Annotated in this window: 26 protein-coding genes; 19 read left to right on the top strand and 7 right to left on the bottom strand. The window is 69.1% G+C overall.

From position 1 onward, the window contains the following. The first annotated feature begins 80 nt into the window (after positions 1–80). The 7 genes from MOQ72_RS14070 to MOQ72_RS14040 all read left to right on the top strand — a co-directional run bounded on the left by MOQ72_RS14070 (position 81) and on the right by MOQ72_RS14040 (position 6,497). Entirely contained in the window at positions 81–1,199 is a 1,119-nt protein-coding gene (locus MOQ72_RS14070) for a sensor histidine kinase (protein ID WP_242183853.1), read from the top strand. Beyond that, positions 1,196–1,870: a response regulator gene (locus MOQ72_RS14065; protein WP_242183852.1), complete on the top strand. Its 675-nt coding sequence runs from the start codon at positions 1,196–1,198 to the stop codon at positions 1,868–1,870. The genes MOQ72_RS14070 and MOQ72_RS14065 overlap by 4 nt, the downstream gene beginning before the upstream one ends. A 449-nt stretch (positions 1,871–2,319) precedes the next feature. Next, complete coding sequence (gap, locus tag MOQ72_RS14060) at positions 2,320–3,330, top strand: type I glyceraldehyde-3-phosphate dehydrogenase (RefSeq protein WP_242183851.1); 1,011 nt, start codon at positions 2,320–2,322, stop codon at positions 3,328–3,330. 341 nt (positions 3,331–3,671) lie between these two features. Continuing rightward, positions 3,672–4,874 (top strand): phosphoglycerate kinase, encoded by a 1,203-nt coding sequence (locus MOQ72_RS14055; RefSeq protein ID WP_242183850.1) that lies wholly within the window; start codon positions 3,672–3,674, stop codon positions 4,872–4,874. Positions 4,875–4,876: 2 nt separating this feature from the next. Beyond that, entirely contained in the window at positions 4,877–5,662 is a 786-nt protein-coding gene (gene tpiA, locus MOQ72_RS14050) for a triose-phosphate isomerase (RefSeq protein WP_242183849.1), read from the top strand. Positions 5,663–5,864: 202 nt separating this feature from the next. Next, entirely contained in the window at positions 5,865–6,098 is a 234-nt protein-coding gene (gene secG, locus MOQ72_RS14045; protein WP_242183848.1) for a preprotein translocase subunit SecG, read from the top strand. Positions 6,099–6,152: 54 nt separating this feature from the next. Next, positions 6,153–6,497 carry an RNA polymerase-binding protein RbpA gene (locus tag MOQ72_RS14040; RefSeq protein WP_242183847.1) on the top strand — a complete coding sequence of 115 codons (345 nt, stop codon included), beginning with the start codon at positions 6,153–6,155 and terminating at the stop codon, positions 6,495–6,497. A gap of 57 nt (positions 6,498–6,554) precedes the next feature. Here MOQ72_RS14040 and MOQ72_RS14035 read toward each other — a convergent pair whose 3' ends face one another. Further along, positions 6,555–7,034, bottom strand: coding sequence for a MarR family winged helix-turn-helix transcriptional regulator (locus MOQ72_RS14035; RefSeq protein ID WP_242183846.1), 480 nt, complete (start codon positions 7,032–7,034; stop codon positions 6,555–6,557). Positions 7,035–7,060: 26 nt separating this feature from the next. Between MOQ72_RS14035 and MOQ72_RS14030 the strand changes: the two genes are divergently transcribed. From MOQ72_RS14030 to MOQ72_RS13985, 10 genes are all read left to right on the top strand, one after another. Further along, on the top strand, positions 7,061–7,864 hold the full coding sequence (locus MOQ72_RS14030; protein WP_242183845.1) for an alpha/beta fold hydrolase: 804 nt from the start codon (positions 7,061–7,063) through the stop codon (positions 7,862–7,864). Between the two features lie 218 nt (positions 7,865–8,082). Continuing rightward, on the top strand, positions 8,083–8,502 hold the full coding sequence (locus MOQ72_RS14025) for a YciI family protein (RefSeq protein WP_242183844.1): 420 nt from the start codon (positions 8,083–8,085) through the stop codon (positions 8,500–8,502). A 40-nt stretch (positions 8,503–8,542) separates the two neighbouring features. After that, on the top strand, positions 8,543–9,805 hold the full coding sequence (locus MOQ72_RS14020; RefSeq protein ID WP_242183843.1) for an RNA polymerase sigma factor: 1,263 nt from the start codon (positions 8,543–8,545) through the stop codon (positions 9,803–9,805). A 142-nt stretch (positions 9,806–9,947) separates the two neighbouring features. Then, entirely contained in the window at positions 9,948–10,421 is a 474-nt protein-coding gene (rraA, locus tag MOQ72_RS14015; protein WP_242183842.1) for a ribonuclease E activity regulator RraA, read from the top strand. Between the two features lie 42 nt (positions 10,422–10,463). After that, a complete protein-coding gene (locus MOQ72_RS14010; protein ID WP_372495365.1) occupies positions 10,464–11,846 on the top strand; it encodes a TrkH family potassium uptake protein in 1,383 nt (460 codons plus the stop codon). Further along, positions 11,839–12,501 (top strand): potassium channel family protein, encoded by a 663-nt coding sequence (locus MOQ72_RS14005; RefSeq protein WP_242183841.1) that lies wholly within the window; start codon positions 11,839–11,841, stop codon positions 12,499–12,501. The genes MOQ72_RS14010 and MOQ72_RS14005 overlap by 8 nt, the downstream gene beginning before the upstream one ends. A gap of 105 nt (positions 12,502–12,606) precedes the next feature. After that, positions 12,607–14,076 (top strand): aldehyde dehydrogenase, encoded by a 1,470-nt coding sequence (locus tag MOQ72_RS14000; RefSeq protein WP_242183840.1) that lies wholly within the window; start codon positions 12,607–12,609, stop codon positions 14,074–14,076. A gap of 19 nt (positions 14,077–14,095) precedes the next feature. Then, on the top strand, positions 14,096–14,998 hold the full coding sequence (locus tag MOQ72_RS13995) for an NAD(P)-dependent oxidoreductase (protein ID WP_242183839.1): 903 nt from the start codon (positions 14,096–14,098) through the stop codon (positions 14,996–14,998). Beyond that, positions 14,995–16,467 (top strand): FAD-dependent tricarballylate dehydrogenase TcuA, encoded by a 1,473-nt coding sequence (gene tcuA, locus MOQ72_RS13990; RefSeq protein ID WP_242183838.1) that lies wholly within the window; start codon positions 14,995–14,997, stop codon positions 16,465–16,467. Before MOQ72_RS13995 ends, tcuA begins: the two co-directional genes overlap by 4 nt. Before the next feature lie 95 nt (positions 16,468–16,562). Then, positions 16,563–17,198 (top strand): GntR family transcriptional regulator, encoded by a 636-nt coding sequence (locus MOQ72_RS13985; RefSeq protein ID WP_242183837.1) that lies wholly within the window; start codon positions 16,563–16,565, stop codon positions 17,196–17,198. Between the two features lie 95 nt (positions 17,199–17,293). Here MOQ72_RS13985 and MOQ72_RS13980 read toward each other — a convergent pair whose 3' ends face one another. Continuing rightward, positions 17,294–18,508, bottom strand: coding sequence for a glycoside hydrolase family 10-like protein (locus MOQ72_RS13980; protein ID WP_242183836.1), 1,215 nt, complete (start codon positions 18,506–18,508; stop codon positions 17,294–17,296). Between the two features lie 343 nt (positions 18,509–18,851). Between MOQ72_RS13980 and MOQ72_RS13975 the strand changes: the two genes are divergently transcribed. Both MOQ72_RS13975 and MOQ72_RS13970 read left to right on the top strand, forming a co-directional pair. Continuing rightward, a complete protein-coding gene (locus MOQ72_RS13975; RefSeq protein WP_242183835.1) occupies positions 18,852–19,355 on the top strand; it encodes a GVDTG sorting domain-containing protein in 504 nt (167 codons plus the stop codon). A gap of 15 nt (positions 19,356–19,370) precedes the next feature. Next, positions 19,371–20,039 (top strand): class F sortase, encoded by a 669-nt coding sequence (locus MOQ72_RS13970; RefSeq protein ID WP_242183833.1) that lies wholly within the window; start codon positions 19,371–19,373, stop codon positions 20,037–20,039. Between the two features lie 52 nt (positions 20,040–20,091). Here MOQ72_RS13970 and MOQ72_RS13965 read toward each other — a convergent pair whose 3' ends face one another. From MOQ72_RS13965 to MOQ72_RS13945, 5 genes are all read right to left on the bottom strand, one after another. Beyond that, positions 20,092–20,307, bottom strand: a complete 216-nt coding sequence (locus MOQ72_RS13965; RefSeq protein ID WP_242183831.1) for a hypothetical protein — start codon at positions 20,305–20,307, stop codon at positions 20,092–20,094. Positions 20,308–20,435: 128 nt separating this feature from the next. Beyond that, the gene (gene pgl, locus MOQ72_RS13960) at positions 20,436–21,197 is read right to left on the bottom strand and encodes a 6-phosphogluconolactonase (RefSeq protein ID WP_242183829.1); all 762 of its coding nucleotides are present in this window, start codon (positions 21,195–21,197) and stop codon (positions 20,436–20,438) included. Continuing rightward, positions 21,194–22,150 (bottom strand): glucose-6-phosphate dehydrogenase assembly protein OpcA, encoded by a 957-nt coding sequence (gene opcA, locus MOQ72_RS13955; RefSeq protein WP_242183828.1) that lies wholly within the window; start codon positions 22,148–22,150, stop codon positions 21,194–21,196. Before opcA ends, pgl begins: the two co-directional genes overlap by 4 nt. After that, positions 22,147–23,682, bottom strand: coding sequence for a glucose-6-phosphate dehydrogenase (gene zwf / locus MOQ72_RS13950; RefSeq protein WP_242183827.1), 1,536 nt, complete (start codon positions 23,680–23,682; stop codon positions 22,147–22,149). The genes opcA and zwf overlap by 4 nt, the downstream gene beginning before the upstream one ends. Beyond that, the gene (locus tag MOQ72_RS13945; protein WP_242183826.1) at positions 23,679–25,322 is read right to left on the bottom strand and encodes a phosphoglucose isomerase-related protein; all 1,644 of its coding nucleotides are present in this window, start codon (positions 25,320–25,322) and stop codon (positions 23,679–23,681) included. The genes zwf and MOQ72_RS13945 overlap by 4 nt, the downstream gene beginning before the upstream one ends. Between the last annotated feature and the right edge of the window lie 168 nt (positions 25,323–25,490).

Raw genomic sequence — 25,490 nt, 5'->3', positions numbered from 1 at the left:
GAAGGTACCGCGTGTGCGGTAGCCGACTGATCATCCGTGCAGAGGACTTTCCCGCGCGAAGATCCGGCTAGGGTGCACGGATGAGCAGGGGACGGATCGTTGCCGGAGACTGGGCGATCGCCGTCGGCGTGGCGGCGATCCTGCTGGTCTCCGGGCTGTCCGGGCAACACCTCGCCACGAGTCTCGACCCGCTGGGCTACGCGTTTTTGACAACCGGCGGTCTGGCGCTGGCCGCGCACCGCTTGGCTCCGGTCACCGTGCTGGCCGGGACCGGGTTGTGCGTGTTGGGTTACCAAGCCGTCGGGTTCGACGTTCCTGCCGTCGCGTATCTGTTCGCGGTGTTCGCGGCGGTACGGGCCGGACACCGCATCGCCACGGTGGCGGCTTCGGTGATCATGCTGCTCACTCTTCCGCTCGCGCTGCTGGCCTCTCCCGACGACTGGACCGTGGGCGAGGCGTTCACGCATACCCGGGACGCCCTCCAACTGGCCTGGCTGATCGCCGCCGGTGCGGCGGGTGAAGCGCTGCGACAGGCTGAACGTCGGGCGGACGAGGCCGAGCGCACCAGAGAGGAGACTGCACGGCGCCGCGCCAACGAGGAGCGGCTGCACATCGCGCGGGAGTTGCACGATTCGCTCACCCACCAGATATCCGTCATCAAGGTGCAGGCCGAAGTCGCCGTCCACCTGGCCCGCAAGCGGGGTGAACAGGTGCCGGAGGCTCTGCTGGCGATCCGGGAGGCCGGTCGTGAGGCGGCCCGGGAACTGCGAGCGACCCTGGAGGCGCTGCGCGACGACGGCAAGAACCCGCCGCATGGGCTCGACCACGTCCCGGAACTGGTGCAACGGGCCCGGACGACCGGCCTGGACACGAAGCTGACTATCGAGGGCCACCGAAACGACGTGCCGACCGCTGTGGACCGGACCGCTTACCGGATCGTTCAGGAGTCGCTGACCAACATCGCCCGTCACGCCGCCGCCGCTACCGCGTCGATCCGGATCGACTACCGTCCCGACGCCCTGGTCATCCGGATCGATGACGACGGCAAGGCCACGCCGGACACCGCGCCGGTGCCCGGCGTCGGGCTGCTCGGGATGCGCGAACGAGTCACCGCCCTCGGAGGTCACCTGCAGGCGGCACCGCGCAGCGAGGGCGGCTTCACCGTCCAAGCCGAACTTCCCGTGGGACAAACGCCGTGATCCGTGTCCTGCTGGTCGACGACCAGCCGCTCATTCGCAGCGGATTCCGCGCGCTCCTCGACATCGAGGACGACATCGAGGTGGTGGCCGAGGCCGCCAACGGCAGCGATGGCCTGGCCTTGGCCAGGCAACACCTGCCCGACATCGCGCTCATCGACATCCAGATGCCGGTCATCGACGGCATCGAGGCGACCCGGCGCATCGCTGCGGATCCGACCCTGGCCCCGGTGCACGTCGTCATCCTGACCAACTACGGCTTGGACGAATACGTCTTCAACGCGCTGCGCGCCGGCGCCGCCGGATTCCTCGTCAAGGACATCCAGCCGGAAGACTTCGTGCACGCCGTGCGGGTCGCCGTGCGGGTCGCCGCGCGCGGCGACGCACTGCTCGCACCGTCGATCACCCGCAAGCTGATCAACCGGTACGTCAACCAGCCGCTCAACACCGGCACCAATACGGGGCTGACGGAACTGACCAACCGGGAGCGCGAGGCCGTCACCCTGGTCGCGCAGGGTCTGTCCAACGACCAGATCGCCGACCGCATGGTGATCAGTCCGCTGACCGCGAAAACCCACATCAACCGCGCCATGGCCAAGCTCCACGCCCGGGACCGCGCTCAGCTCGTGGTCCTCGCCTACGAATCCGGACTGGTAACCCCGCGCAACTCCTGACATCCACGGTCCGGGTGCAGCCCGCCCACCGATGATCCTCTTACTGAGCACCCTCGCAAGCTTCGCGCAATTACCGATGCCCAATATCAGGTACACGAATTCACCCCAAGAGAAGCCGCAAAACTGGCGTGGTGTGTCCGCAACGTCACGTCGAGAACACGGTCAGTTTTAGGCAAAACTGCTTTCCGAACTCGGCTGTGATTTTCTGCCGATCACGCACTGTTGCCGGCCCGCGTCCGCCTTTCAGCCGCTGTTGACCAGCATTTGTTCGTGCTTTCGGCCGGTCGCATCCGGGGCGATCGGGCGCCGCGAGTGCGCTGGCCGTTCCAGACAGTGAACGCGCCGCGCCCGGCTGCGTGCGACGGCTTCTGAGGCAGATAGGGTTGGGCGGAGACCATCCACCTCACCCGCCGCGTCGTCGGCCGGGTCAGTCACGAGGAGAGATCGGCGTGACCGTTCGCGTAGGGATCAACGGCTTCGGTCGGATCGGGCGGAACTTCTGGCGGGCCGCGACCGCCAGTGATCACGACATCGAGATCGTGGCCGCCAACGACCTGGGCGATGTCGCGACCATGGCCCACCTGCTCAAGTACGACAGCATCCTCGGCCGCCTCGACCAGGAGGTGAAGGCCACCGGTGAGGGCATCGAGGTGGGCGGCAAGCTCATCAAGATCCTCGCCGAGCGCGACCCGGGCAAGCTGCCGTGGGGCGAGCTGGGCGTCGACGTCGTGTTGGAGTCCACCGGCTTCTTCACCAACGCCGCGGACGCCCGCAAGCACGTGGACGAGGGTGGTGCGAAGAAGGTCATCATCTCCGCCCCGGCCAAGGGCGAGGACCTGACGGTGGTGCTGGGCGTCAACGACGACAAGTTCGACGGCTCGCAGACCATCATCTCCAACGCGTCCTGCACCACCAACTGCCTGGCCCCGATGGTCAAGGTGCTCAACGACGCCTTCGGCATCGAACAGGGCCTGATGACCACCGTGCACGCCTACACCGCCGACCAGAACCTGCAGGACGGCCCGCACAAGGACCTGCGCCGCGCCCGCGCCGCCGCGATCAACGTGGTGCCGACCAGCACCGGTGCGGCCAAGGCCATCGGCCTGGTGCTGCCGGAGCTCAACGGCAAGCTCGACGGCTACGCGATGCGCGTGCCGGTGCCGACCGGGTCGGTCACCGACCTGACCGCGACCGTGCGGAAGAGCACCTCGGTCGACGAGGTCAACGAGGCGTTCAAGACCGCCGCCGCGGACGGCAAGCTCAAGGGCATCCTCAAGTACAGCGAGGACCCGATCGTCTCCAGCGACATCGTGACCGACCCGCACTCGACGATCTTCGACGCGCCGCTGACCAAGGTCATCGGCAACCAGGTCAAGATCGTCGGCTGGTACGACAACGAGTGGGGCTATTCCAACCGGCTCGCCGACCTAGTCGACCTGGTAGCCAAGAAGCTGGCGTGAGCATTGTTCACCCGGCTTGCTTAGCGGTGCGGGTGGCGGAACCTCAGAGGCTTTCTCGACTCCGGGATCCCCGACTTATGTATGTCCGATGCGCGGCGTCGGGGCTGTCCTCGCGAGAAGGCTTCTGAGAACCCGCGGCGGTGCAAGTGTCGTAGGTGGGCTAAGCGGCTTCGCCGCTTGCGGCGGCTCAAGCTGATGGCGAGTCGAGCGTCACGGTGGCGGTTTACGCAGGAAAGCGGCTGCGCCGCTTGAAAAGCCAATCTCGCAGGGACCCGTACGAGCTGAGCGGCTTCGGCGACTCAACTCGTGCGGGTCTTTCCATAACCATGTAGGAGCGGACCGTGAAGAACCTTGACGATCTGCTGTCCGAGGGCGTTCGGGGTCGGCGTGTCCTGGTGCGCGCCGATCTCAACGTGCCGCTGGACGGCGAGAAGATCACCGACGACGGGCGGGTGCGCGCTTCCCTGCCGACCATCCGGAAGTTGAGCGACGCCGGTGCCCGCGTGGTGGTCACCGCGCACCTCGGGCGGCCCAAGGGCGAGCCGGACCCCAAGTTCTCGTTGGCCCCGGTAGCAGGTCGGCTGGGCGAGCTGCTCGGTGCCGACGTCGCGCTGGCCGCAGACCTCGTCGGCGACTCGGCGAAGTCGGTGGTCGCCGGGCTGACCGACGGTTCGGTCGCGCTGCTGGAGAACGTCCGCTTCGATGCCCGCGAGACCAGCAAGGACGACGCCGAGCGCGGCGCGCTGGCCGACGAGCTGGCCGCGCTGGTCGGTCCGGACGCGGCGTTCGTCTCCGACGGTTTCGGCGTGGTGCACCGCAAGCAGGCGTCGGTCTACGACGTCGCCAAGCGGCTGCCCGCTTACGCCGGGGGACTGGTGCTCGCCGAAGTCGAGGTGCTGCGCACCCTGACCGGCGACCCGAAGCGCCCCTACGCGGTGGTGCTCGGCGGCTCGAAGGTCTCCGACAAGCTCGGCGTCATCCAGGCACTGCTGCCGAAGGTCGACAAGCTGCTCATCGGTGGTGGCATGGCCTACACGTTCCTGGCCGCGCAGGGCCACAACGTCGGTACCTCGCTGCTGCAGGAGGACCAGATCGAGTCCACCAAGCAATTGCTGGCCGAGCACGGCGACAAGCTGGTGCTCCCGGTCGACGTGGTGGTCGCCGACCGCTTCGCCGCGGAAGCCGAGCGGCGGGTCGTCGCCGCCGATGCCATCCCGGCCGACTGGATGGGCCTGGACATCGGGCCGCGCAGCGTCGAGTTGTTCGCCGGGATCCTCCGCGAGGCCCGCACGGTGTTCTGGAACGGCCCGGCCGGGGTTTTCGAGTTCCCGGCGTTCGCCGACGGCACCCGCGGTGTCGCGCAGGCCATCGTGGACTCCGACGCGTTCAGCGTGGTCGGCGGCGGCGACTCGGCCGCCGCGGTGCGCACGCTCGGGCTGCCGGAGGACGGCTTCTCGCACATCTCCACCGGTGGCGGTGCGTCGCTGGAATACCTGGAAGGCAAGGACCTGCCCGGAGTGGCCGTCCTGGAAGGTGAGCGCTGAACATGGCCAGGCAGCCGCTGATCGCTGGCAACTGGAAGATGAATCTGAACCACCTGGAGGCGATCGCCCTGGTGCAGAAGATCGCCTTCGCATTGCCGGAGAAGTACTTCAGCAAGGTGGAGGTGGCGGTGTTGCCGCCGTTCACCGACATCCGCAGCGTGCAGACCCTGATCGACGGCGACAAGCTGCTGCTCAAGCACGGTGCGCAGGACATCTCCGAGCACGATTCCGGGGCCTACACCGGTGACGTGTCCGGGCCGATGCTGGCCAAGCTGGGCTGCAGCTACGTCGTCGTCGGCCACTCGGAGCGCCGCGAGTACCACGCGGAGACCGACGAGCTGGTCAACAAGAAGGTGCGGGCCGTGCTCAAGCACGGCATGTCGCCGATCCTGTGCGTCGGCGAGAAGCTCCACGTGCGCGATGCCAATGACCACGTCGAGCACTGCACCACCCAGCTGATCAACGGGCTCAAGGGCCTGAAGGCCGAGCAGGTGCGCCAGGTCGTGGTGGCCTACGAGCCGGTGTGGGCGATCGGCACCGGAAAGGTCGCCACCGCCGCGGACGCGCAGGAGGTCTGCGGGGCGCTGCGGGTGGCGTTGGCGGAGAAGTACGGCAAGGAGATCGCCGACGAGGTGCGGGTGCTCTACGGCGGCTCGGTGAAGTCGAGCAACATCGGCGAGCTGGTCGGCCAGCCGGACGTGGACGGTGCCCTGGTCGGCGGCGCCAGCCTCAACGGCGACGAGTTCACCAAGCTCTCCGCGATGGCCGCGGGCGGCCCCCTGCCGTGACGATCCTGTCGAGGTGAGGGGCACCCGTGACCAAGTAACTGGGTCACGGGTGCCCCTCACCCGCCACCCGACCGGGGTGGCCCCGGCTGCTGGGCCGCCGTGCGGGTTGTGAGACCGTTTTGGCAAACGGGTGGACAGTGGTCAACTCGCTGTTCGCGGCCCGGTACGCTTGGTTGCGAACCGCTGTGCGAACGAGGACGTGATGACTCTTTTCCTGCAGATCATGTTGATCGTGACGAGTGTGCTGCTGGTGCTGCTGGTGCTGTTGCACCGGGCCAAGGGCGGCGGACTCTCCTCGCTGTTCGGCGGCGGTGTGCAGTCAAACCTGGCCGGTTCCAGCGTGGCGGAGAAGAACCTCGACCGGATGACGTTGTTCGTCATGGCGTTGTGGGTCATCTCCATCATCGGAGTCGGCTTGTTGATCAAGATCGGTTGATCGACCGGGCACCCAACCGGTCGACGACCCGGGCCGCTTGGTGGGTGAGGATGGATGACTGGTGGCAACGCCATTCGCGGCACTCGTGTGGGCTCGGGCCCCACGGTAGGCGAGTCGGAACGGGGGGAAGCCGCACCGCGAAAGCGGGTTGACTACTGGTGCGTCAACGGGCACCACAGTCGACCGTCGTTCGCGATGGACGCCGAGGTGCCGGAGGAATGGGACTGCCCGCGGTGCGGACTACCGGCGGGCCTGGACCAGGAGAATCCGCCGGAGGCGCGGCGCAACGAGCCGTACAAGAGCCACCTGGCGTACGTGAAGGAGCGGCGCAGCGACGCTGACGGGATGGCCATCCTGGAAGAGGCGTTGACCAAGCTCCGGGAACGCAAGGGACGCTGATCGACAACAGGGCCGGGTGGGCGATGGATCGCCTGCCCGGCCCTGTTGCTGTCCGGGTCAGTCGACGTCGATGTCGTGCACTGCGGCGAGCATCTCGCGGAGCACTCGCAGGGTCGTCGCAACATCGACTGCGGTGAGGTCGCCACCGACGTGGCCCATCGCCTCGTGCTCGGCGGCTTGGACCGCACGGATGGCGGCGTATCCCGGCCCGGTGAGTTCCACCAGCGCCGAGCGGCGGTGCGCGGGGTTCGGCCGCAGCGTGACGAATCCCTGCTCCAACGCGTCGTTGACCATGCGCTGCACGAACTGTCGGCTCAGTTCCAGGGTTCGCGCGATCTGCGGCACGGTTTCGGCGGTTCCGGACAGTTCCAGCCGTTCGAGGACGGCGCGCACGCCGACGGAAAGCCCGTTGCGGGGGCTGTCGCGCTCGACCACACGGGCCACTCGGCGGTAGAGCGGGCCGATGACCGTGTAGATCTCGGCCAGCCGTGGGCCGAGTTCGTCGGGCGACAGCGGACGATCGGAGTTGTCAACCACAGTGTCATTATGACACTTTGGTTGTCATGAGTGTTGTTGAGTCGGTGAGAGTTCCGGTGCCGGACGGCGAGCTGTACGCCGAGGTGGCCGGTTCCGGTCCGCCGCTGGTCATGCTGCACGCCGGGTTGCTGGGCGCCGGGATGTGGGACGAGCAGCTCGAACTCGCCTCGGACCACACGGTGATCCGCTACGACGCGCGCTCGCAGGGGCGCTCCAGCACGGGGATGGTCGACTACCGCCCCGAGGAGGACCTGCGGGAGCTGCTGGACTTCTTCGCGGTCGGATCGGCCTGTCTGCTGGGCAATTCGATGGGCGGTGCCACCGCTTCGGCCTTCGCGCTGCGGTATCCCGAGCGGGTGCACCGCATGGTGCTCAGCGGCCCCGGCATCCCGCCGGTGGAGTTCCGCGATCCGTTCCTGCTGGCCCGCCACCGGGAACAGGCCGAAGCCATCGAGGCGAAGGACGCGGACCGGTACGTCGAAGCATTCCTGCGGTTCGGGGTGGACGGTCCGCACCGGCGGCCGGACGAGGTGGATCCGGAGATCCGGGCCCGCTGCCGGGAGATGGCCCTGGCGACCGTCGCCAAGCACCACGCGGCGGCCGGGAAGATGCTGGAGCGCGACGTCCGGGCGCAGTTGGAGAAGATCACTGCGCCGACCCTGCTGGTGGTCGGCGAGCTGGAGCTGTCCGACCTGCACCGGATCGCCGGGGAAGCGGCGCGGCGGATGCCCAATGCCGAACTCGTCGAGATCGCCGGGTACGGGCACATGGTGAACATGGAGAACCCGCGGCTGTTCAACGAGCTCACCTCCCGGCATCTGCTCGGTTGAGGCGCCGTCCTCGGCCTCGGCGCGGTCAGTGGTGCTGATTTCGCGCGAAATCGCCCACCTCGCGCCCGGCCTCGATGGGGCCGCGCGACCGCTTCCCGGGCGGGACGCAGGTGTTTGCGAAAGAAAATTGGCGGATGTGTCGATTTCCGGGGTGCTCGTTCGATGCGTTGGTGAGCGCCCGGAGGGACCGGGCGAAACGGACGAGGGAGTGACCCGCGATGCGATTCCTGATGATGGTCAAGGCCAATGCCGACAGCGAAGCCGGTGTGATGCCCAGCGAAGCGGCCATCAAGGAGATGACCGACTACAACGAGGAACTGGTCAATGCCGGGGTGCTGCTGGCCGGTGAAGGGCTGCACCCCAGCTCCAAGGGGTTCCGCACCGAGATCGGCACGGGTGGCGGGCGCACCGTGGTGGACGGGCCGTTCGCCGAGACCAAGGAGCTGATCGCCGGGTTCTGGCTGCTGCAGGTCCGGTCCCGCGAGGAGATGGTCGAATGGGCCAAGCGGTGCCCGGAGCCGGTCGAGGTGCGGCAGCTCTTCGACGCCGAGGACTTCGCCGACGTGATCGCCCCGGAGGACGCCGAGCGCGAGCGGCGACTGGCGGAGGAGGTCCGCGGATACGGCGGAATCGGCTGAATCGATTGCCGCCGGGGGCGCGGCGCGCTGAGATGGCGCGGTGACGGTTGTTGAAACCCACCGCGCCATAGAGGCTGTCTGGCGGATCGAGGCGGCTCGGCTCATCGCCGGGTTGGCGCGCATCGTGCAGGACGTCGGTCTGGCCGAGGAGCTCGCGCAGGACGCGTTGGTCATCGCCCTGGAGAAGTGGCCGGAGACCGGAGTGCCCCCGAATCCGGGCGCCTGGTTGATGTCCACCGCCAAGCACCGCGCGATCGACCAGCTGCGCCGCAACCAACGCCTGGAGCGCAAGCAGGACGAACTCGGCCGCGAGCTAGAACACCGCCAGCACGTCGAGATCGAGGTCGACGACGGTCCGGACTTCGGCGACGACCTGCTGCGCCTGGTGTTCACGGCGTGCCACCCGGTGCTGTCCACCGAGGCGCGGGTGGCGCTGGCCCTGCGCGTGCTGTGCGGTCTGACGACCGCCGAGATCGCCCGTGCCTTCCTGGTGCCGGAGCCCACCATCGCCCAGCGCATCGTGCGGGCCAAGAAGACGTTGGCCCGCAAGCAGATTCCGTTCGAGGCACCGAGCGGCGCGGAGCTCGCGGCGCGGCTGCCGTCGGTGCTGGAGGTCGTCTACCTCGTGTTCAACGAGGGCTACGCGGCCACGGCTGGCGACGATTGGATGCGGACCGAACTGTGCGAGGACGCGCTGCGGCTTGGGCGCATCGTCGCCGGGTTGCTCCCGGCCGAACCCGAGGCGCAAGGGCTGGTGGCACTGCTGGAGATCCAGGCGTCCCGCACCGCCGCCCGGACCGGACCTTCGGGCGAGCCGGTGCTGCTGCTGGAGCAGGACCGCACCCGGTGGGACCAGCTGTTGATCAGACGCGGACTGGCGGCGCTGGCGCGAGCTGAGCAGCTCAGCGCCACGCCCGGTCCGTACACCCTGCAAGCTGCGATCGCCGCCTGCCACGCGCGGGCGCGGACACCTGAGGCGACCGACTGGGCGCGCATCGCGGCGCTCTACGAGGTGTTGGCGGACATGTCGCAGTCGCCGGTGGTGGAGCTCAACCGCGCGGTGGCGGTGTCGATGGCGTTCGGCCCGGAGCACGGCTTGGGCCTCGTCGACCAACTCGTGGCGGAACCGGCGTTGCGGAACTACCACCTGCTACCCAGCGTCCGCGGTGACCTACTCGTCAAACTGGGCCGACACGACGAGGCCCGCGCGGAGTTCGAGCGAGCGGCGTCCCTGACGGACAACACCCGAGAACGAACCCTCCTCCTCGAACGAGCTCGCGTGACGAGTGAAGGGCACCTTTGACGGCTTACTCGGTCAAAGGTGCCCTTCACCTCGCCCGTGTCGGGTGAACCCGCGGTGGGTGTGGTGTTGATCGCGTGCCGTGCCGGGCGTGGGCCGCCGGTGGATACGCTCGCCGTTCACGTGGCGGCGATCGGGAGGAATCATGACTTTGGCGACGGCTGATCTCGCGGATCGGGAAGGCGCGCAGGTGCGCAGTTGCGACGTGCAGTTCCGCAACTTCGGCGGCCGTGCGGCTTTCGAGGGCCGGATCCGCACGGTCACCTGCTTCCAGGACAACGCGCTGCTCAAGGACGTGCTCTCCGAACCGGGCGACGGGCAGGTGCTGGTCGTCGACGGTCGCGGCTCGCTGCACACCGCGCTGATCGGCGACGTGATCGCCGAGATCGGCCGCTCGAACGGGTGGAGCGGGGTCATCATCAACGGCGCGGTGCGCGATTCGGCCCTGCTGGCCGACATGGACTTCGGCGTCAAGGCGCTGGGCACCAACCCGCGCAAAAGCACCAAGACCGGCGCAGGCGCCGTCGGCGAGGTGATCGAACTCGGCGGCATCCGGTTCGTCCCCGGCGAGTACGTGGTCTCCGACCGCGACGGCATCGTGGTGATCACCGAGCCGTAGTGCCTACCGGGCAACCCGCGCGCAGCGACGTACGGTGCACTCGTGCGGGCGGGAAGCGGTAGCAGGTCGACCAGCGGTGCCTCGTGCACCGCGAGGTTCGCCCGGCTGTGGCATCGCCCCGCCGTTCCCATCGTGCTGGGGTTCCTGGGCATCACCGCGTTCGGAGCCGGTCTGCTGATGCTTCCGGTGTCCGCCGAATCGGGTCGGCCGACGAGTCTGCTGATCGCGCTGTTCACCGCGACCGGGGCGATGAGCGGCGCGCTGGTCATCGTGGACACTTCGACGCACTTCTCGATCGTCGGTGAAGTGGTCGTCATGCTGCTGATCCAGGCTGGTGGTCTGGGGATCATGACGCTGGCGTCGCTGCTGGGCCTGCTCGTGGTGCGTCGGTTCCGGCTGCGGATGCAGTTGACCGCGCAGGCGGAGACCAAGGCGCTGGGGCTCGGTGACGTCCGGCGGCTGCTCGGTCGGATCGTGCTGCTGAGCGCGTTCTTCGAGCTGATCGTCGCGGTCGCGCTGAGCATCCGGCTGGTGGTGGGCTACCAGCGATCCGTCGGCCGCGCGGTTTACGAGGGCGTCTTCCACTCGATCTCGGCGTTCAACAACGCCGGTATCTCGCTGTACCCGCGCAATCTCATCGACTTCGCGACCGACCCGTGGATCAGCCTGCCGATCGCGTTCGCCTCGATCGCGGGCGGGTTGGGGTTCCCGGTGCTCTTGGAGTTGGGCCGCCGCTTCCGCAAGCCCGGACGGTGGACGCTGCACACCAAGATCACCGTTTGGGGCAGCGGTCTGCTGTTCGTCGTCGGCGCCGCCGTCATCACCGCGGCCGAGTGGAACAACCCCGGCACCCTGGGGCCGTTCAGCGCGCCGGGCAAGGTGTTGGCCGGGTTCTTCGCCGGGGTGACGCCCCGGACCGCGGGGTTCAACAACGTCGACATCGCGAGCATGTATCCGGCCACCCTGCTGGTGCAGGACGTCCTGATGTTCATCGGCGGCGGCAGTGCCGGAACCGCGGGCGGCATCAAGGTCACCACGTTCGCGCTGCTGGCCTTCGTGCTCTACGCCGAGATCCGCGGCGAGCCGACCGTGCACGTGATGGGCCGCAGGTTGTCGGGCGGTGTGCAGCGGCAGGCGTTGACCGTCGCGCTGGTCGGCGTCGCGCTGGTGGTCGGCTGCACCCTGATCTTGCTGGCGATCAGCCCGTTCGACCTCGACCAGGTGTTGTTCGAGGTCATCTCGGCGTTCGGCAGCGTTGGGCTGACCACCGGGATCACCGCCGCGCTGCCGCCGCTCGGGCAGGTGGTGCTGATCGTGCTGATGCTCGTCGGGCGGGTCGGACCCATCACCCTCGGCACCGCGCTCGCGCTGCGCGAACGCGTCCGCCGTTACGAACTGCCGGAGGAGCGACCCATCGTTGGCTAGGAAGCGCGAGAACCAGATCGTGGTCATCGGGCTTGGCCGGTTCGGCAGCTCGTTGGCCGGTGAGTTGATCCGCGACGGTTGCGAAGTGCTCGGCATCGACTCGGATCCCGTTGTGGTGCAACGCCATGCGGACGAACTCACGCACACCGCGGTCGCCGACACCACGGACCCGGAGACGTTGCGGCAACTCGGCGTGGACCAGTTCCGAGTCGCCGTGGTGGCCATCGGCGACGACTTGGAGGCCAGCATCCTGACCACCTCGCTGCTGGTGGACTTCGGCGTCCCGGACATCTGGGCCAAGGCGACCAGCCGCCAGCACGGCCGCATCCTGGAGCGCGTCGGCGCGCGCCACGTCGTGCTGCCCGAGCACGAGATGGGGGAGCGGGTGGCGCACCTGGTCATCGGCCGGATGCTCGACTACATCGAGCTGGAAGCGCACTACGCGCTGGCCAAGACCCATGCGCCCGCCGAGGCGGTGGACCGCACGCTCGGCGAGACGAAACTGCGCTCGAAGTACGGCGTCACGGTCGTCGGCATCAAGCGGCCCGGCCAGGATTTCACCTACGCGACAGCGGAAACGGTGGTCCGCCAGGGCGACATCCTGATCGTCGCGGGCAGTACCGACCAGGTCCAGTACTTCGCCGAACTCACCTGAGCACCGGTCTCCAGCGCACTGATCCGACCGGGTCCACCGGGCAGCCCGGCCTTGACGCGCCGCGTGACGCCGTGCGCATACTTGTGTATGCAGTGGTGTACCGGAGTGGGCTACCGGATGCTCATCGGCGGGCAGCGGGTGAAGGCGTCCACCGGGCACGAGCTGGCCGCGATCAACCCCTACACGGCGACCGAGTTCGCCACCATCCCGGACGCCGGGCCGGAGGACGTCGACACCGCGGTCGCAGCAGCGCGTGCCGCCTTCGAAGGCGGCTGGTCGACCACTCCCGGAGTTCGCCGCGCCGAGCTGATGAACCGGCTGGCCGGGCTCGTGGCGGAGCACGCCGACGAACTCGGGCGGCTGGAATCCACCGACAACGGCAAGCTGCTGCGCGAAACCACCAGTCAGGCGCACTTCGCCGCCCGCAACTACCGGTTCTTCGCTGGCTACGCCGACAAGCTCTACGGGCGCACCATTCCGCTGGACAACCCGGACACGCTGGACTACACGGTGGCCGAACCGGTCGGCGTCGCGGCGCTGATCACCGCGTGGAACTCCCCGATGCAACTGCTCGCGAACAAGCTCGCCCCCGCGCTGGCCGCCGGGTGCTGCGTGGTCATCAAGCCCTCCGAGCACGCCTCGGCGACCACGCTGCGGATGGCCGATCTGGTCGAGGAGGCGGGTTTCCCGCCCGGCGTGATCAACATCGTGACCGGTGGCCCGCGAACCGGCATCGCGTTGTCCGAGCACCCCGGCCTGGACCGGATCAGCTTCACCGGCAGCGTGCCGACCGGCAAGGCGATCGCCACCTCCGCCGCGCAGAACCTGGTGCCGGTCACGCTGGAGCTCGGTGGCAAGTCGCCGAACATCGTCTTCGCCGACGCCGACCTGGACCGAGCGGTCACCGGCGCTGTCGCCGGGATCTTCGCCGCAGGAGGCCAGACCTGCATCGCCGGTAGTCGGCTGCTGGTGCAGGAATCGGTGTACGAGCAGGTGGTCCAGGCAGTGGCGGCACGGGCCGCGGAGATCCGCCTCGGCGACCCGATGCAGCCGCAGACCCAGCTGGGCCCGGTCGCCAACCAGCCGCAGCGCGACCGCATCCAGCGCGCCATCGACGCGGGAATCGAGTCCGGCGCGCGCGCCGTGGTCGGCGCCGAACCGGTCGATCCGGCGCTGGGCGAGGGCCTTTTCGTGCGACCCACCGTGTTCGCCGATGTCGCCAACACCTCGACGCTGGCCCGCGAAGAGATCTTCGGCCCGGTGCTCAGCGCGATCCCGTTCGCCACCGACGACGAAGCAGTCCAGATCGCCAACGACAGCGACTTCGGCCTGGCTTCTGGGATCTGGACCAACGACCTCACCCGCGCGCACCGCGTCGCCAAGTGCCTGGTCGCGGGCACGGTCTGGGTGAACACCTACCGGGCCAGTGCCGCGCAGGCACCCTTCGGCGGCACCCGCAAATCCGGGTACGGCCGCGAGCGCGGCGAAGAAGCGCTGCACGAGTACCTGAACACCAAGAACGTGATGGTCGACCTGACCGGACAGACCCCTGACCCCTTCTCGATCCGCCTCTGAACCGGAAAGGAGAACGCCGGTGAGCGGCACTGTTTCGCTGTGCGGCCTGGGGAACATGGGTGGCGCGATAGCCGACCGCCTCGCCGCGCGCGGCCCGCTGCGCGTCTTCGACGTCGATCCTGAACGGGTCGCGCGAGCTACCAGGACTGCGCAGGTCACCGCCGCCGGGGAAGTGGGCGAGCTGGCGGAATCCGAGATCGTGGTGCTTTCGCTGCCCGCTCCGAAGATTTCGCGGCAGGTGATCGGCGAGCTCGCGCCCCGACTGCGGGCGGGCAGCGTGATCGTGGAGACCAGCACCGTCAACCCGTCCGACATGGCCGAGGAGCAGCAGATCTGCGCGGCGCACGGCGTCGGCGTGGTGGACGCCGCGATCCTCTCCGGTGTCGCGCGGATGGCCGGTGGTACGGCGACGTTGCTGGTCGGCGGCGCGGAGTCCGATGTGGACAAGGTGTCCACGGTGCTCACGGCGATCAGCGCCACCACCACGCGCTTCGGTCCGGTCGGTAGCGGCATGGCGGCCAAGGTGATCAACAACGCGGTGGCGCACGCGGTGATGGTGGTGCTCGCCGAGGCCGGGGCGCTCGCCGCGGCCTCCGCGGTCTCCGGTTCCGCGCTGGCGGCGCTGCTGTCCGGCCCGGAGGCCGGGCTGACCCGCCCGCTGACGCACCGCTTCGCGGAGCGGATCCTGCGCGGCGAGTACGACGGTGGCATGCCCACCGAGGCCGCCCGCAAGGACTCCACCCTGGCGCTGGCCTTGGCCCAGGAAACCGGCGTGCCGCTGTTCGCGACCCAGGGCGCGCACACCGTCTACGAAATCGGCGTCGCCGAAGGCCTCGGCCGACTCGACTACGCCTCGATCGCCACGCTCTGGGAGCGCTGGACCGGTCGACCGATGGCAGAACCCCAGGGAGGAACAGGATGACCGAGCAGTTCGACGTGGTGGTGGTCGGTGGCGGCAACGCCGGGTTCTCCGCCGCGCACTCGGCCGTCGAGCAGGGCGCGAGGGTGCTGCTGCTGGAGAAGGCGTCTGCCGAGGCCGCCGGTGGCAACTCGTTCTACACCGCAGGAGCGTTCCGGTTCGCCTTCGACAGCATCGACGACGTCGCCGATCTGCTCGAACCCGATGAGCGCTACGCGGACTCCGTGGTGCCCGCGTACCCGGAGAGCGCCTTCGAGGACGACATGCGGCGGATCACCGGCGGCAGGTGCGACCCGGCGCTGACCAAGGTGCTGGTCTCCCGGTCCACCGACACCGTCCGGTGGCTGGCGGGCAAGGGCATCAGGTGGCGGCTGCTGTACGAGCGCCAGGCGTACCTCTCGGGCGGCAAGTGGGTGTTCTCCGGCGGCTTGTTCGTCGGCACCGTCGACGGAGGCAAGGGCCTCATCGCCCGGCACACCGAGGCCGCGCTGCGCGAAGGAGTGGAGATCCGCTACGGCGCGGAGGTCACCGAGCTGCACCTTTCCGATCGCGGCGTCACCTACCGCGACGCTGCGGGTGCTGAGCATCGGATCCAGGCTGGTGCGGTGGTGCTTTCGGCCGGTGGTTTCGAGGCCGATCCGAAGCGCCGCGCGAAGCACCTCGGCGAGGGCTGGGACCGGGCGCTGGTCCGCGGCACGCCCACCAACACCGGAGACGTGCTCGACCTGGCGCTGGCCGCTGGTGCCGCCCCGCACGGCGACTGGGGTTCCTGCCACAGCGTGGCCTGGGATGCCGAGGCGAGCCCGACCGGCGGCAACCGGGAGCTGACCAACCAGCTGACCCGGCAGAGCTACCCGATCGGCATCGTGGTCAACGCGGACGGCGAGCGATTCGTCGACGAGGGCGCGGACTTCCGCAACTACACCTACGCCAAGTACGGGCAGGACATCCTGCGCCAGCCGGGCGGACGTGCGTTCCAGCTGTTCGACGCCAAGACCCGCCCGCTGCTGCGCAAGGAGGAGTACGACTCGCGGCCGATCGCCGGTGCGCGGGCCGATTCGCTGCCCGAGCTCGCCGAGCGGCTCGGCATCGACGTCGAGGGTCTGCGGCGCACCGTGTCCGAGTTCAACGAGTCTATTGTGGACAATCCGTTCGACCCGGCGGTCAAGGACGGCCGCGCTGCTCGGGTCAGCCCGCCGAAGTCGAACTGGGCGCAGGCGTTGGACACCGCGCCGTACTACGGATACGCGGTGGGCTGCGGGATCACGTTCACCTTCGGCGGCCTGCGGGTGGACGAATCCGCCCAGGTCCTGGACACCGACGGCAAGCCGATCGACGGGCTGTACGCCGCAGGTGAGCTGGTCGGCGGGCTGTTCTCCGGGAACTACCCCGGTGGCAGCGGGTTGACCTCGGGTGCCGTGTTCGGCCGGTTGGCCGGTGCGAGTGCGGGCGCGCCGGTCCGCGGCAGCTGAGGAATTCCAGGTACCGCAACGGTTTCCAGCGAGCCGGGCGCAGTGCATACCGAGGTATGCTTGGCCGGGCGTTGGTTAGTCCGGATTGGGGGAGAGTGGCGCTGTCCGAAGTGTACGAACGGCTGCGCGGTGAGATCGTCGACGGAACGTTCGAGACCGGGGCGCAACTGGTGGAGCTGGTCCTGGCCGACAGGTACGGCACCAGCCGCACGCCGGTGCGCGAGGCGCTGCGCCGCCTGGAGCAGGACGGGCTGGTGGAGCGCGGCGACCGGGGCATGCGCGTCCGCACCCGCAGCCCGGAGGAGATCCTGGAGATCTACGAGGTCCGGATCTCCCTGGAAGCCACCGCGGCGGCCGCCGCTGCCCAGCGGTACACCGACTTCGACCTGATCCGCATCCGCCGCGCGCAGGCGGCCATGGACGCCACCCCCACCGATGACCCGCCAGCGATGGCGGCGGCCAACCGAGCGGTGCACGAGGCGATCTGGCTGGCCAGCCACAACGGCACCATCGTCGACCTGCTGACCCGCCTGAACAACCACCTGACCCGCTACCCGGCCACCACCCTGAAGATCCCCGGCCGCTGGTCAGAAGCCCTTGGCGAACACCACGCCCTCATCGACGCGATCGAACAACGCGACGTGGACCGCGCCCAAGACCTAGCCCGCGACCACATGACCAAGGCCCGAGAACTGCGCCTCCAGATCTACCGCGACGCCCCCACGAGCTGAGACCGAGGTGAGGGGCACCCTTCACCAAGTTACTTGGTGAAGGGTGCCCCTCACGCTTCACCCGAACGGAGCCCGTCGGGCGCATCGGTGCTGGGTCAGTAGTCCGCGTAGTGCTCCTGGACCACGCGGGTCATGGCTTCCGCTGCGTTCGTGGTCAGGGACTTGGCGCTGAAGTAGATGTCGCCCTTGACGCCGCGGTGCTTGCCGTTGAAGGTCAGGTGCGCGGAGAGTTCGCCGGGGTCCGTCCAGCCCTCGCCGCCGACCCGGTAGGCGCCCTGGCCGATGTAGAGGTCCACGCCGGTGCCAGCCACCGTCTCGGACCACCACGGGACCAGCGCCGCGTAGTCGGCGGCCGGGTGGCCGAGCTGCCAGTAGACCTGCGGGGCGATGTAGTCGACCCAGCCCTGGCGCACCCACTTGCGGGTGTCGGCGTAGATCGCCGAGTACGACTCCAGTCCACTGGTGTCCGAGCCCGCCGGGTCGCTGGCGGCGTTGCGCCAGATGCCGAACGGACTGACGCCGAACTGCGCGCCCGGCCTCGCCTGGTGCACGCGGGTGTCCAGTTCGGACACCAGTCGGTTCACGTTGTCCCGTCGCCAGTCGTCGATGTTGCTGAACTCCTTGCCGTGCTCGGCGAAGGTCCGCTGGTCCGGGATCTGCTGGCCCTCGACCGGATACGGGTAGAAGTAGTCGTCCAGGTGCACACCGTCGACGGGGTAGTTCTCGACCGCGTGCATGATCGCTTTGACAACGAACTCGCGAGCCTGCGGCACGCCTGGGTTGTAGTACAGCTTGCCGCCGTAGGAGAAAGTCCACTCCGGATGCTGCCGCGCGGGGTGCTCCGGCACGAGCGCCTGCGGATCGTCGTGCATGCTGATCCGGTACGGGTTGAACCAGGCGTGGAACTGCAGGCCGCGCTTGTGCGCCTCGTCGACCAGGAACCGCAGCGGGTCGTAGCCGGGATCGCGGCCCTGCTGCCCGGTCAACCAGTGCGACCACGGTTCGTACGGCGACGGCCAGAACGCGTCAGCGGTCGGTCGCACCTGGACGAACACGGCGTTGAGCTTGTTCGCGACGGCCTGGTCGAGCAGCCTGCGGTACTCGTCCTGTTGCTGCGCGGCGGAAAGCCCCGGCTCGCTCGGCCAGTCGGTGTTGTCCACGCTCGCGATCCACACCCCGCGCATCGCGGTGCTCGATTCCTTCGCGGCAGCGCCGGTGGTCCCGAAGACCCCGAGCAGGATGGCCACCGACGCCAGTGCCAATCCCAGCACGTCGGCCCGAATCAGACGCAATCCTTGAATGCGGGTCATCCCAGCTCGCCTTCGACGTTGATCTGCGCTGCGCGCCACAGGGTACGACCAACGCCCGGCTGCGCGCTGGAATGGCGAGGAATGGCGGCGTCACTCGATTAGGTCGGGATCAGCCGTTGCGAGGGGGCGTCGTCGAATTCGGCGGTGGTGATTTCGGATCAACGCGGATGAAGGTTCCCTCACATTTGCTTCATCTGCTGCCCATCGTGCGGCTGCGATGCTGTGCCAGGTCGAAAAAGCGGACATAGCAACTAAAAAACGCATTTCGACTCGTGGTGTGCCACCCGACGCACCGCGAATTCTGGCGCAGTTCCACGGAACTCCACCTGGAAGGAATTCGGAGATGTCGACCCTGAACCCACGGCTGCTCGCAGCCGTCCTGCTCGCGAGCGGAGTCGCGCTCGGAGCCGCCGCTCCGGCAATGGCCGCGCCCGCCTCGACCGGTGCCCCGGCCGCGATCGCACTGGCCGACGACGATGACGACGACGGCGGCGCGGCGCCGCGCGGCGGTGTGGAGACCGGTTTGGGCGCCACCGCATTCGATGACGACGACGACAACGGCGGGGCCCCCAGCGGTGGCGTCGAAACGGGAATGGGTGCTACCACGTTCGACGATGATGACGACGGTGGTGCGGCGCCGCGCGGCGGTGTGGAGACCGGTTTGGGCGCCACCGCGTTCGACGATGATGACGACAACGGCGGGGCTCCCAGCGGTGGCGTCGAAACCGGCATGGGCGGTACGGCTGAGGACAGCGTCCTGTTGCCGATCGGCGTTGCCGGTGGCATTGCCCTGGCGACCGGCGGTGCGCTTCTCGCCCGCAAGCGGCTGATCGGCGAACGCGGTTAAGGCGAGGAGTTTCCGGTGTCGCTTTCCCATTTGCGCACCGGCGGCGGTCGCGGGCCTATGCGGTCCGCGACCGTTCTCGCCCTGTGCGCCGCACTCGTGCCGACTTTGGCCGCCTGCAGCACCGCGCATGCACCGCCTCGTGACGTGGTGGTAGGGGAGTCCGAACCGCGTCTTCCGCCGCCGCCACCCGAGCCGCCCGCACCACCCGAGCCGCCAGCGGTGGCGGAGGTCGACGAGCAGGTCGCCGTACCCGTGCGGATCCGGATTCCGGCGATCGGGGTCAATGCTCCGATCGGTCCGCTCGACGTCGACCCGAACAACGTGCTGCCGCCACCGAACACCAACGAAGGCACCGGCTGGTGGCGGGCTGGTCCCGAGCCGGGAGAACGCGGTCCGGCGGTGATCGCTGGTCACGTCGACTCCTACCAGGGGCCTGCGGTGTTCTACCGGCTCCGCGAAATGCAACCGGGGCAGCGGATCCACGTGGACCGTGCGGACGGAAGCTCGGCGAGTTTCGCGGTATCGCGGATCGAACGCCACGACAAGAACGCATTCCCAACCCAAGCGGTCTACCGCTCCACACCGGATCCGGAGCTGCGGCTGATCACCTGCGGAGGCGAGTTCGACCGCAAGGCCAGGCGTTACCTCGACAACATCATCGTCTACGCCAAACCCGTTTCCTGACACCGGCGCGGGCCGGGTTAGCACCCTGCGCAGGTGATTTCGCCACCCGTGTTCAGGTGCGGAAGGAGTTCAATGTGGTGGGTTCGAAGATCAGCATGCCTTCGCCGGGAACCTCGGGCTCCCGGTCCCGGACGCCCTGGCCGGGGCCCTGGGCTTCGACGCGGCTGCCGCTGCTTCGGGAGCACTTGAACCACCTGGTGCCCCGAATGACCCGTGGCGTCCGGATCAGCTCATCGCATTCGCCCAGCGGAGAAAGGAGCCGCGCCAACCGCTATTGCATGACGTGACGTGCCGACGTGCTACGCAACCATCTTCACCGTATCCAGTGGTGGGTGAAGGGCACCTTCGACCGAGTAAGCCGGTCAAAGGTGCCCTTCACTCCGGAAAAAGCGCGGGTTAGCCGGTGGGGATGGCTGATGCCGCTTGGCGGTCGAGCAGCCAGAGGGTTCGGTTGCGGCCGTGGGCTCCCGCCGCCGGGATGTCCACCGGCTTCGCGCCGCCCAGCGCCGCCGCCACCGGTTCGGCCTTGGCCGTCCCCGTGGTCATCAGCCACACCTCGGATGCCGCTTGGATCGCCGGTAGGGTCAGGGAAATCCGGGTTGGCGGTGGCTTCGGGCAGTCGTGCACACCCACCACCGTCCGCTCGGTCTCCTGCACGTACGGCGTGTCCGGGAACAGCGACGCCGTGTGTCCTTCCTCGCCGACGCCGAGCAGCAGCACGTCGAAGTGCGGCACCGCGATGTCGGTCGCCCGCGAGGCCGTGGTCGCCAGCACCTCCGCGTAATGCGCTGCCGCCGCGTCGGCGTCCGCGCCGAACTTGCCGTCCGACGGGGCCATCGGATGCACCCGCGCCGGGTCCACGGCGACGTGGTCCAGCAGCGCTTGGCGGGCCTGGGTGACGTTTCGCTCCGGGTCGCCGTCCGGCAGGAACCGCTCGTCACCCCAGTAGATGTCGACGTTGGCCCAGTCCACCGCCTCCCGCGCTGGGGCGCGGTTCACCTGTTCGAGCAAGCCGATACCGGTGCGACCACCGGTGAGCACCACCGACGCGACACCGTGCGCGGCCTGCGCGTCGACCAGCTTGGTGATCAATCGCGCCGCCGCGGCCGCCGCCAGCAGTTCACCGGTGGCGTGCACGACGACATCGGGTCGGGTCATGCTTGCGCCCCAGCGTCTTCCGCCGGTTCTTCCGCACCGCGCACGATGTTGGCCAACCCGCGCAGGGTGATCTCGTAGATCTCATCGGCGTCCAGGCGGCGCAGCTCCTCGGCGAGGCAGTCGCGCACCTCGCGGCGTTGCAGCGCCACCCGCCGGTCCGGTTGGCCCGGCTGGGTCAGGTACCCCACCTTGCCGTCCGGGCGGACGATCTCCACGTTGCCGGATGCGCGCTCCAGCACCGCCGAGACGATGCCCGGCCCGCGCGGGTGGTCCAACCGGCGCACCGGGATCTCCAGGTAGCTGGCCAGCCACGCGGCCAGCAGATCAGTCGACGGCGAGTCGGCGGCACCGGTGACCGTTGCGGCCGTAACGGGGTCGTGCGGCGGCAGGTCCAACGCCGCCGCCAGCACCGCGCGCCAGGAAGTCAGCCGGGTCCAGGCCAGATCCGTGTCGCCGTCCACATAGGACCGGACACGCTTCTGCAGGGCCGCGATCGGGTCCGCTTCGGCCGCCGCGTCGGTGATCCGCCGGTGCGACAGCGCGCCGATCGGGTCCTTGCCGGGGCTTTCCGGCGCGTCGGTCGGCCACCACGCCACCACCGGCGCGTCCGGCAGCAGCAGCGGCACCACCGAGCCCGCTCCCTCGTCGGCCAGCGGCCCGTACAGCCGCAGCACGACGACCTCCGATGCCCCGGCGTCCCCGCCGATGCGGATCTGGGCGTCCAGCCGGGGCGCGGCCTGCCGCGCACCACTGGCCACCACGATCACCCGGCACGGGTGCTCCCGGCTGGCGTCGTTGGCGGCCTGGATGGCCTTCTCGACCTCGGTGCCGTCCCCGGTGACGATCACCAGGGTCAGCACCCGGCCCAGCGCGACCGCACCACCGGTCTCGCGCAGTTCGACCAGCTTCTTGTTGACCTGCGAAGTGGTGGTGGACGGCAGATCGATGATCACGGTCGCCTCCAGACGCGTCCGGTTCGGGCCAGCATCGCGTCCGCCGACGGCGGACCCCACGTCCCGGCCTTGTACGGCTGGGGCTTGCCGCGGTCGACCCAGTGGTCCAGCACCGGGTCGAGGATCTTCCAGGACAGTTCGACTTCTTCGTTGACCGGGAACAGCGACGGCTCACCCAGCAGCACGTCCAGGATCAGCCGCTCGTACGCCTCCGGCGAGGACTCGGTGAACGCGTGCCCGTAGCCGAAGTCCATGGTCACGTCGCGCACCTCCATGGAGGTGCCCGGCACCTTCGCACCGAAGCGCATCGTGATGCCCTCGTCCGGCTGCACCCGGATCACCAGGGCGTTCTGCCCGAGTTCCTCGGTCATCGTGCTGTCGAAGGGCAGGTGCGGGGCGCGCTTGAACACCACCGCGATCTCGGTCACCCGGCGGCCCAGCCGCTTGCCGGTGCGCAGGTAGAACGGCACTCCGGCCCAACGTCGGGTCGCCACTTCCAGGGTGATCGCCGCGTAGGTCTCGGTGATCGAGTCGGAGGCGAAGCCGCCCTCCTCGTGCAGACCCGGCACCAGCGAACCGCCCTGCCAACCGCCGGTGTACTGGCCGCGCGCGGTGGTCTCGTCGAACGGGCCGACCGGCTTGGTCGCCGAGAGCACCTTGACCTTCTCCGCGCGCAGGTCCTGCGGGGAGAACGAGACCGGCTCCTCCATCGCGGTGAAGGCCAGCAGTTGCAACAGGTGGTTCTGGATCACGTCGCGCGCCGCGCCGATGCCGTCGTAGTAGCCCGCGCGCCCGCCCAGACCGATGTCCTCGGCCATGGTGATCTGCACGTGGTCCACGTAGTTGGCGTTCCAGATCGGCTCGAACAGCTGGTTCGCGAAGCGCAGCGCCAGGATGTTCTGCACCGTCTCCTTGCCGAGGTAGTGGTCGATGCGGAACACCGACTCCTCGGGGAACACGTCGTTGACGATCTGGTTGAGCTGCTGCGCGCTGTGCAGGTCGTGGCCGAACGGCTTCTCGATGACCACCCGCCGCCAGCTGTCCTCGGCCGGACTGGTCAACCCTGAGCGGGACAGCTGCTTGAGCACCGTCGGGAACGCCGACGGCGGCACCGACAGGTAGAACGCGTGGTTGCCGCCCGTGCCGCGGTCGGCGTCGAGTTGCTTGACCGTGTCGGAGAGCCGATCGAAGGCGGCGTCGTCGTCGAACGCGCCCGGCACGAACCGGATGCCCTCCGCCAGCCGGTCCCAGACGTTCTGGTGGAACGGCGTCCGCGCGTGCTCCTTGACCGCGTCGTAGACGACCTGGCCGAAGTCCTGGTCGGCCCAGTCCCGGCGGGCGAATCCGGTCAGCGCGAAGCCCGGCGGCAGCAGGCCCCGGTTGGCCAGGTCGTAGATCGCTGGCATCAGCTTCTTGCGGGAGAGGTCACCGGTCACGCCGAAGATCGTCAGCCCGCACGGGCCCGCGATCCGCGGCAGCCGCTTGTCCCGTGGATCGCGCAGCGGGTTGTGCCACTGGTCGCTTTGCGTCACGACTGACCCTCCTGCCCTGCCTGGCCGTGCAGGTCCTGCACGGCCTTGACCAGCTCGACCAGTCCGGCCGCCCGGTCGGTGAGGTGCAGCCGCAGCACCGGCCGGTTCCGGTCGGCCAGCACCTGGCCGTCGCCCAACGCCTGGGCGCGCTGCAACCCGGCCAGAGTGTACGGCCGATCCGGCACCGCCAGGTCGTGTTCGGCAGCACCGGTGATCTGCAGGAACACGCCGTTCTGGTGGCCGCCCTTGTGGTACTGGCCGGTGGAGTGCAGGAAGCGCGGTCCCCACCCGAACGTCGTCTGCAACCCGGTGCGGCGGGCCAGCTCGGGGCGCAGCACCGCGGTCGAGGCGTCGTCGAGGCGGTCCAGGTACGCCTGGATCGCCAGGTAGCCGTGCCGCGGCGCGGTGGCCAGGAACGCGCGCAGCGCCTCGGTCACGTTGCCCACCCCCGCGGACAGCCACTCGCCGGAGGCGTGCACCTCGATGGCGCCGTCGACCACCGCCGGGGTCGCGGCCGGGCCACCGGCCGCACCGTCCAGCAGCGCCCGTGCGGCCTGCTTGGCGGCCTCCACGTCCGGCTGGTCGAACGGGTTGATGCCCAGCAGTCGACCCGCCACGGCGGTGGCGAACTCCCACAGCAGGAACATGCCACCCAGCGGGCCAGTGGTGCTCAGCTGCGCACCCTGGACGTGCGGCCCGACCGCGACGGTCGTCGCATCGGCACCGGCGTCGGCGAACCCAGGAGCGTCGGCGTTCTCCACGACGACCGGCAGCAGCCCGGTGCCGTTCTTGCCGGTGGACTCGGCGATCAGCTGCTCGGCCCAGTCGCCGAAGCCCTTGATGCCGGAACCGGTGTCGGCGAACACGACCTTCTCGGCGCCCCCGGCGTGCGCCGCGCCCAGCGCCGCGCCGAGCCGCAGCGCCGGGTTGTTCTCGTCGTCGGAGCTCAGCCGCGGGAACACCGCTGCCGCGTCGTCGAGCAGCGCGGCGACGTCAGCACCAGCCAGCCCGGCGGGCACCAGGCCGAAGGCCGTCAGCGCCGAATAGCGGCCGCCCACGTGCGGGTCGGCGGTGAACACCTTGCGGTAGCCAGCCTCGCGCGCCGCCGACTCCATCGGCGAACCGGGATCGGTGACCACGATGATGCGGGTCACAGGATCGATTCCGTTTTGCGAAAATGCGTGCTCGAAGATTCGCCGGTGGCTGTCGGTCTCGACGGTCGTGCCCGACTTCGAGGACACCACCAGCACAGTTCGGTCGAGATCACCGGACAGCGCGTCGGCGACCTGTCCGGGGTCGGTGGTGTCCAGCACGACCAGCGGCACTCCGGCGGTCGCGGTGATCACCTCCGGGGCCAGCGAGGAGCCACCCATTCCGGCCAGCACGATGCGGTCCAGCCCGTCGGCGTGCAGCTCGGCGCGCAACGCGTCGATTTCGGCGAGCAGCGGGCGGGAGCTTTCGTGCAGCGTGGTCCAGGACAGCCGGATGGACGACTCGGCCTCGGCGTCCGGTCCCCACAGCGTGGCGTCCTGGGCGGCGAGCTTGCTGGCAACCGCGTCGGCGGCCAGTCGCTCGACCAGCGGTCGGGCCTCGGCCGCTAGCGCCACATCGGAAATGTCGACAGAGGTTTCGGTTGCCATGTAAATCCTTCAGCGCTCGATTCAGTTGGGCTCGAACCTGAGTAGGAGCATCGGATTCGATCTTGGTGCCGGTCTTCGCCGTTGCGCGGTCAAGACGGCGGCGATAGCCAACTTCGTGCGACCACAGTGTCGCCGATCCGGGCCGGTGCGGCAGGTACGCACCGGCCC

Origin of the sequence: Saccharopolyspora soli, assembly GCF_022678645.1 — a bacterium.
Classification (GTDB): Bacteria; Actinomycetota; Actinomycetes; order Mycobacteriales; family Pseudonocardiaceae; genus Saccharopolyspora; species Saccharopolyspora soli.
The sequence above is the reverse complement of the archived record's forward strand: the minus strand, read 5'-3'. Positions and strand labels throughout refer to the sequence as shown.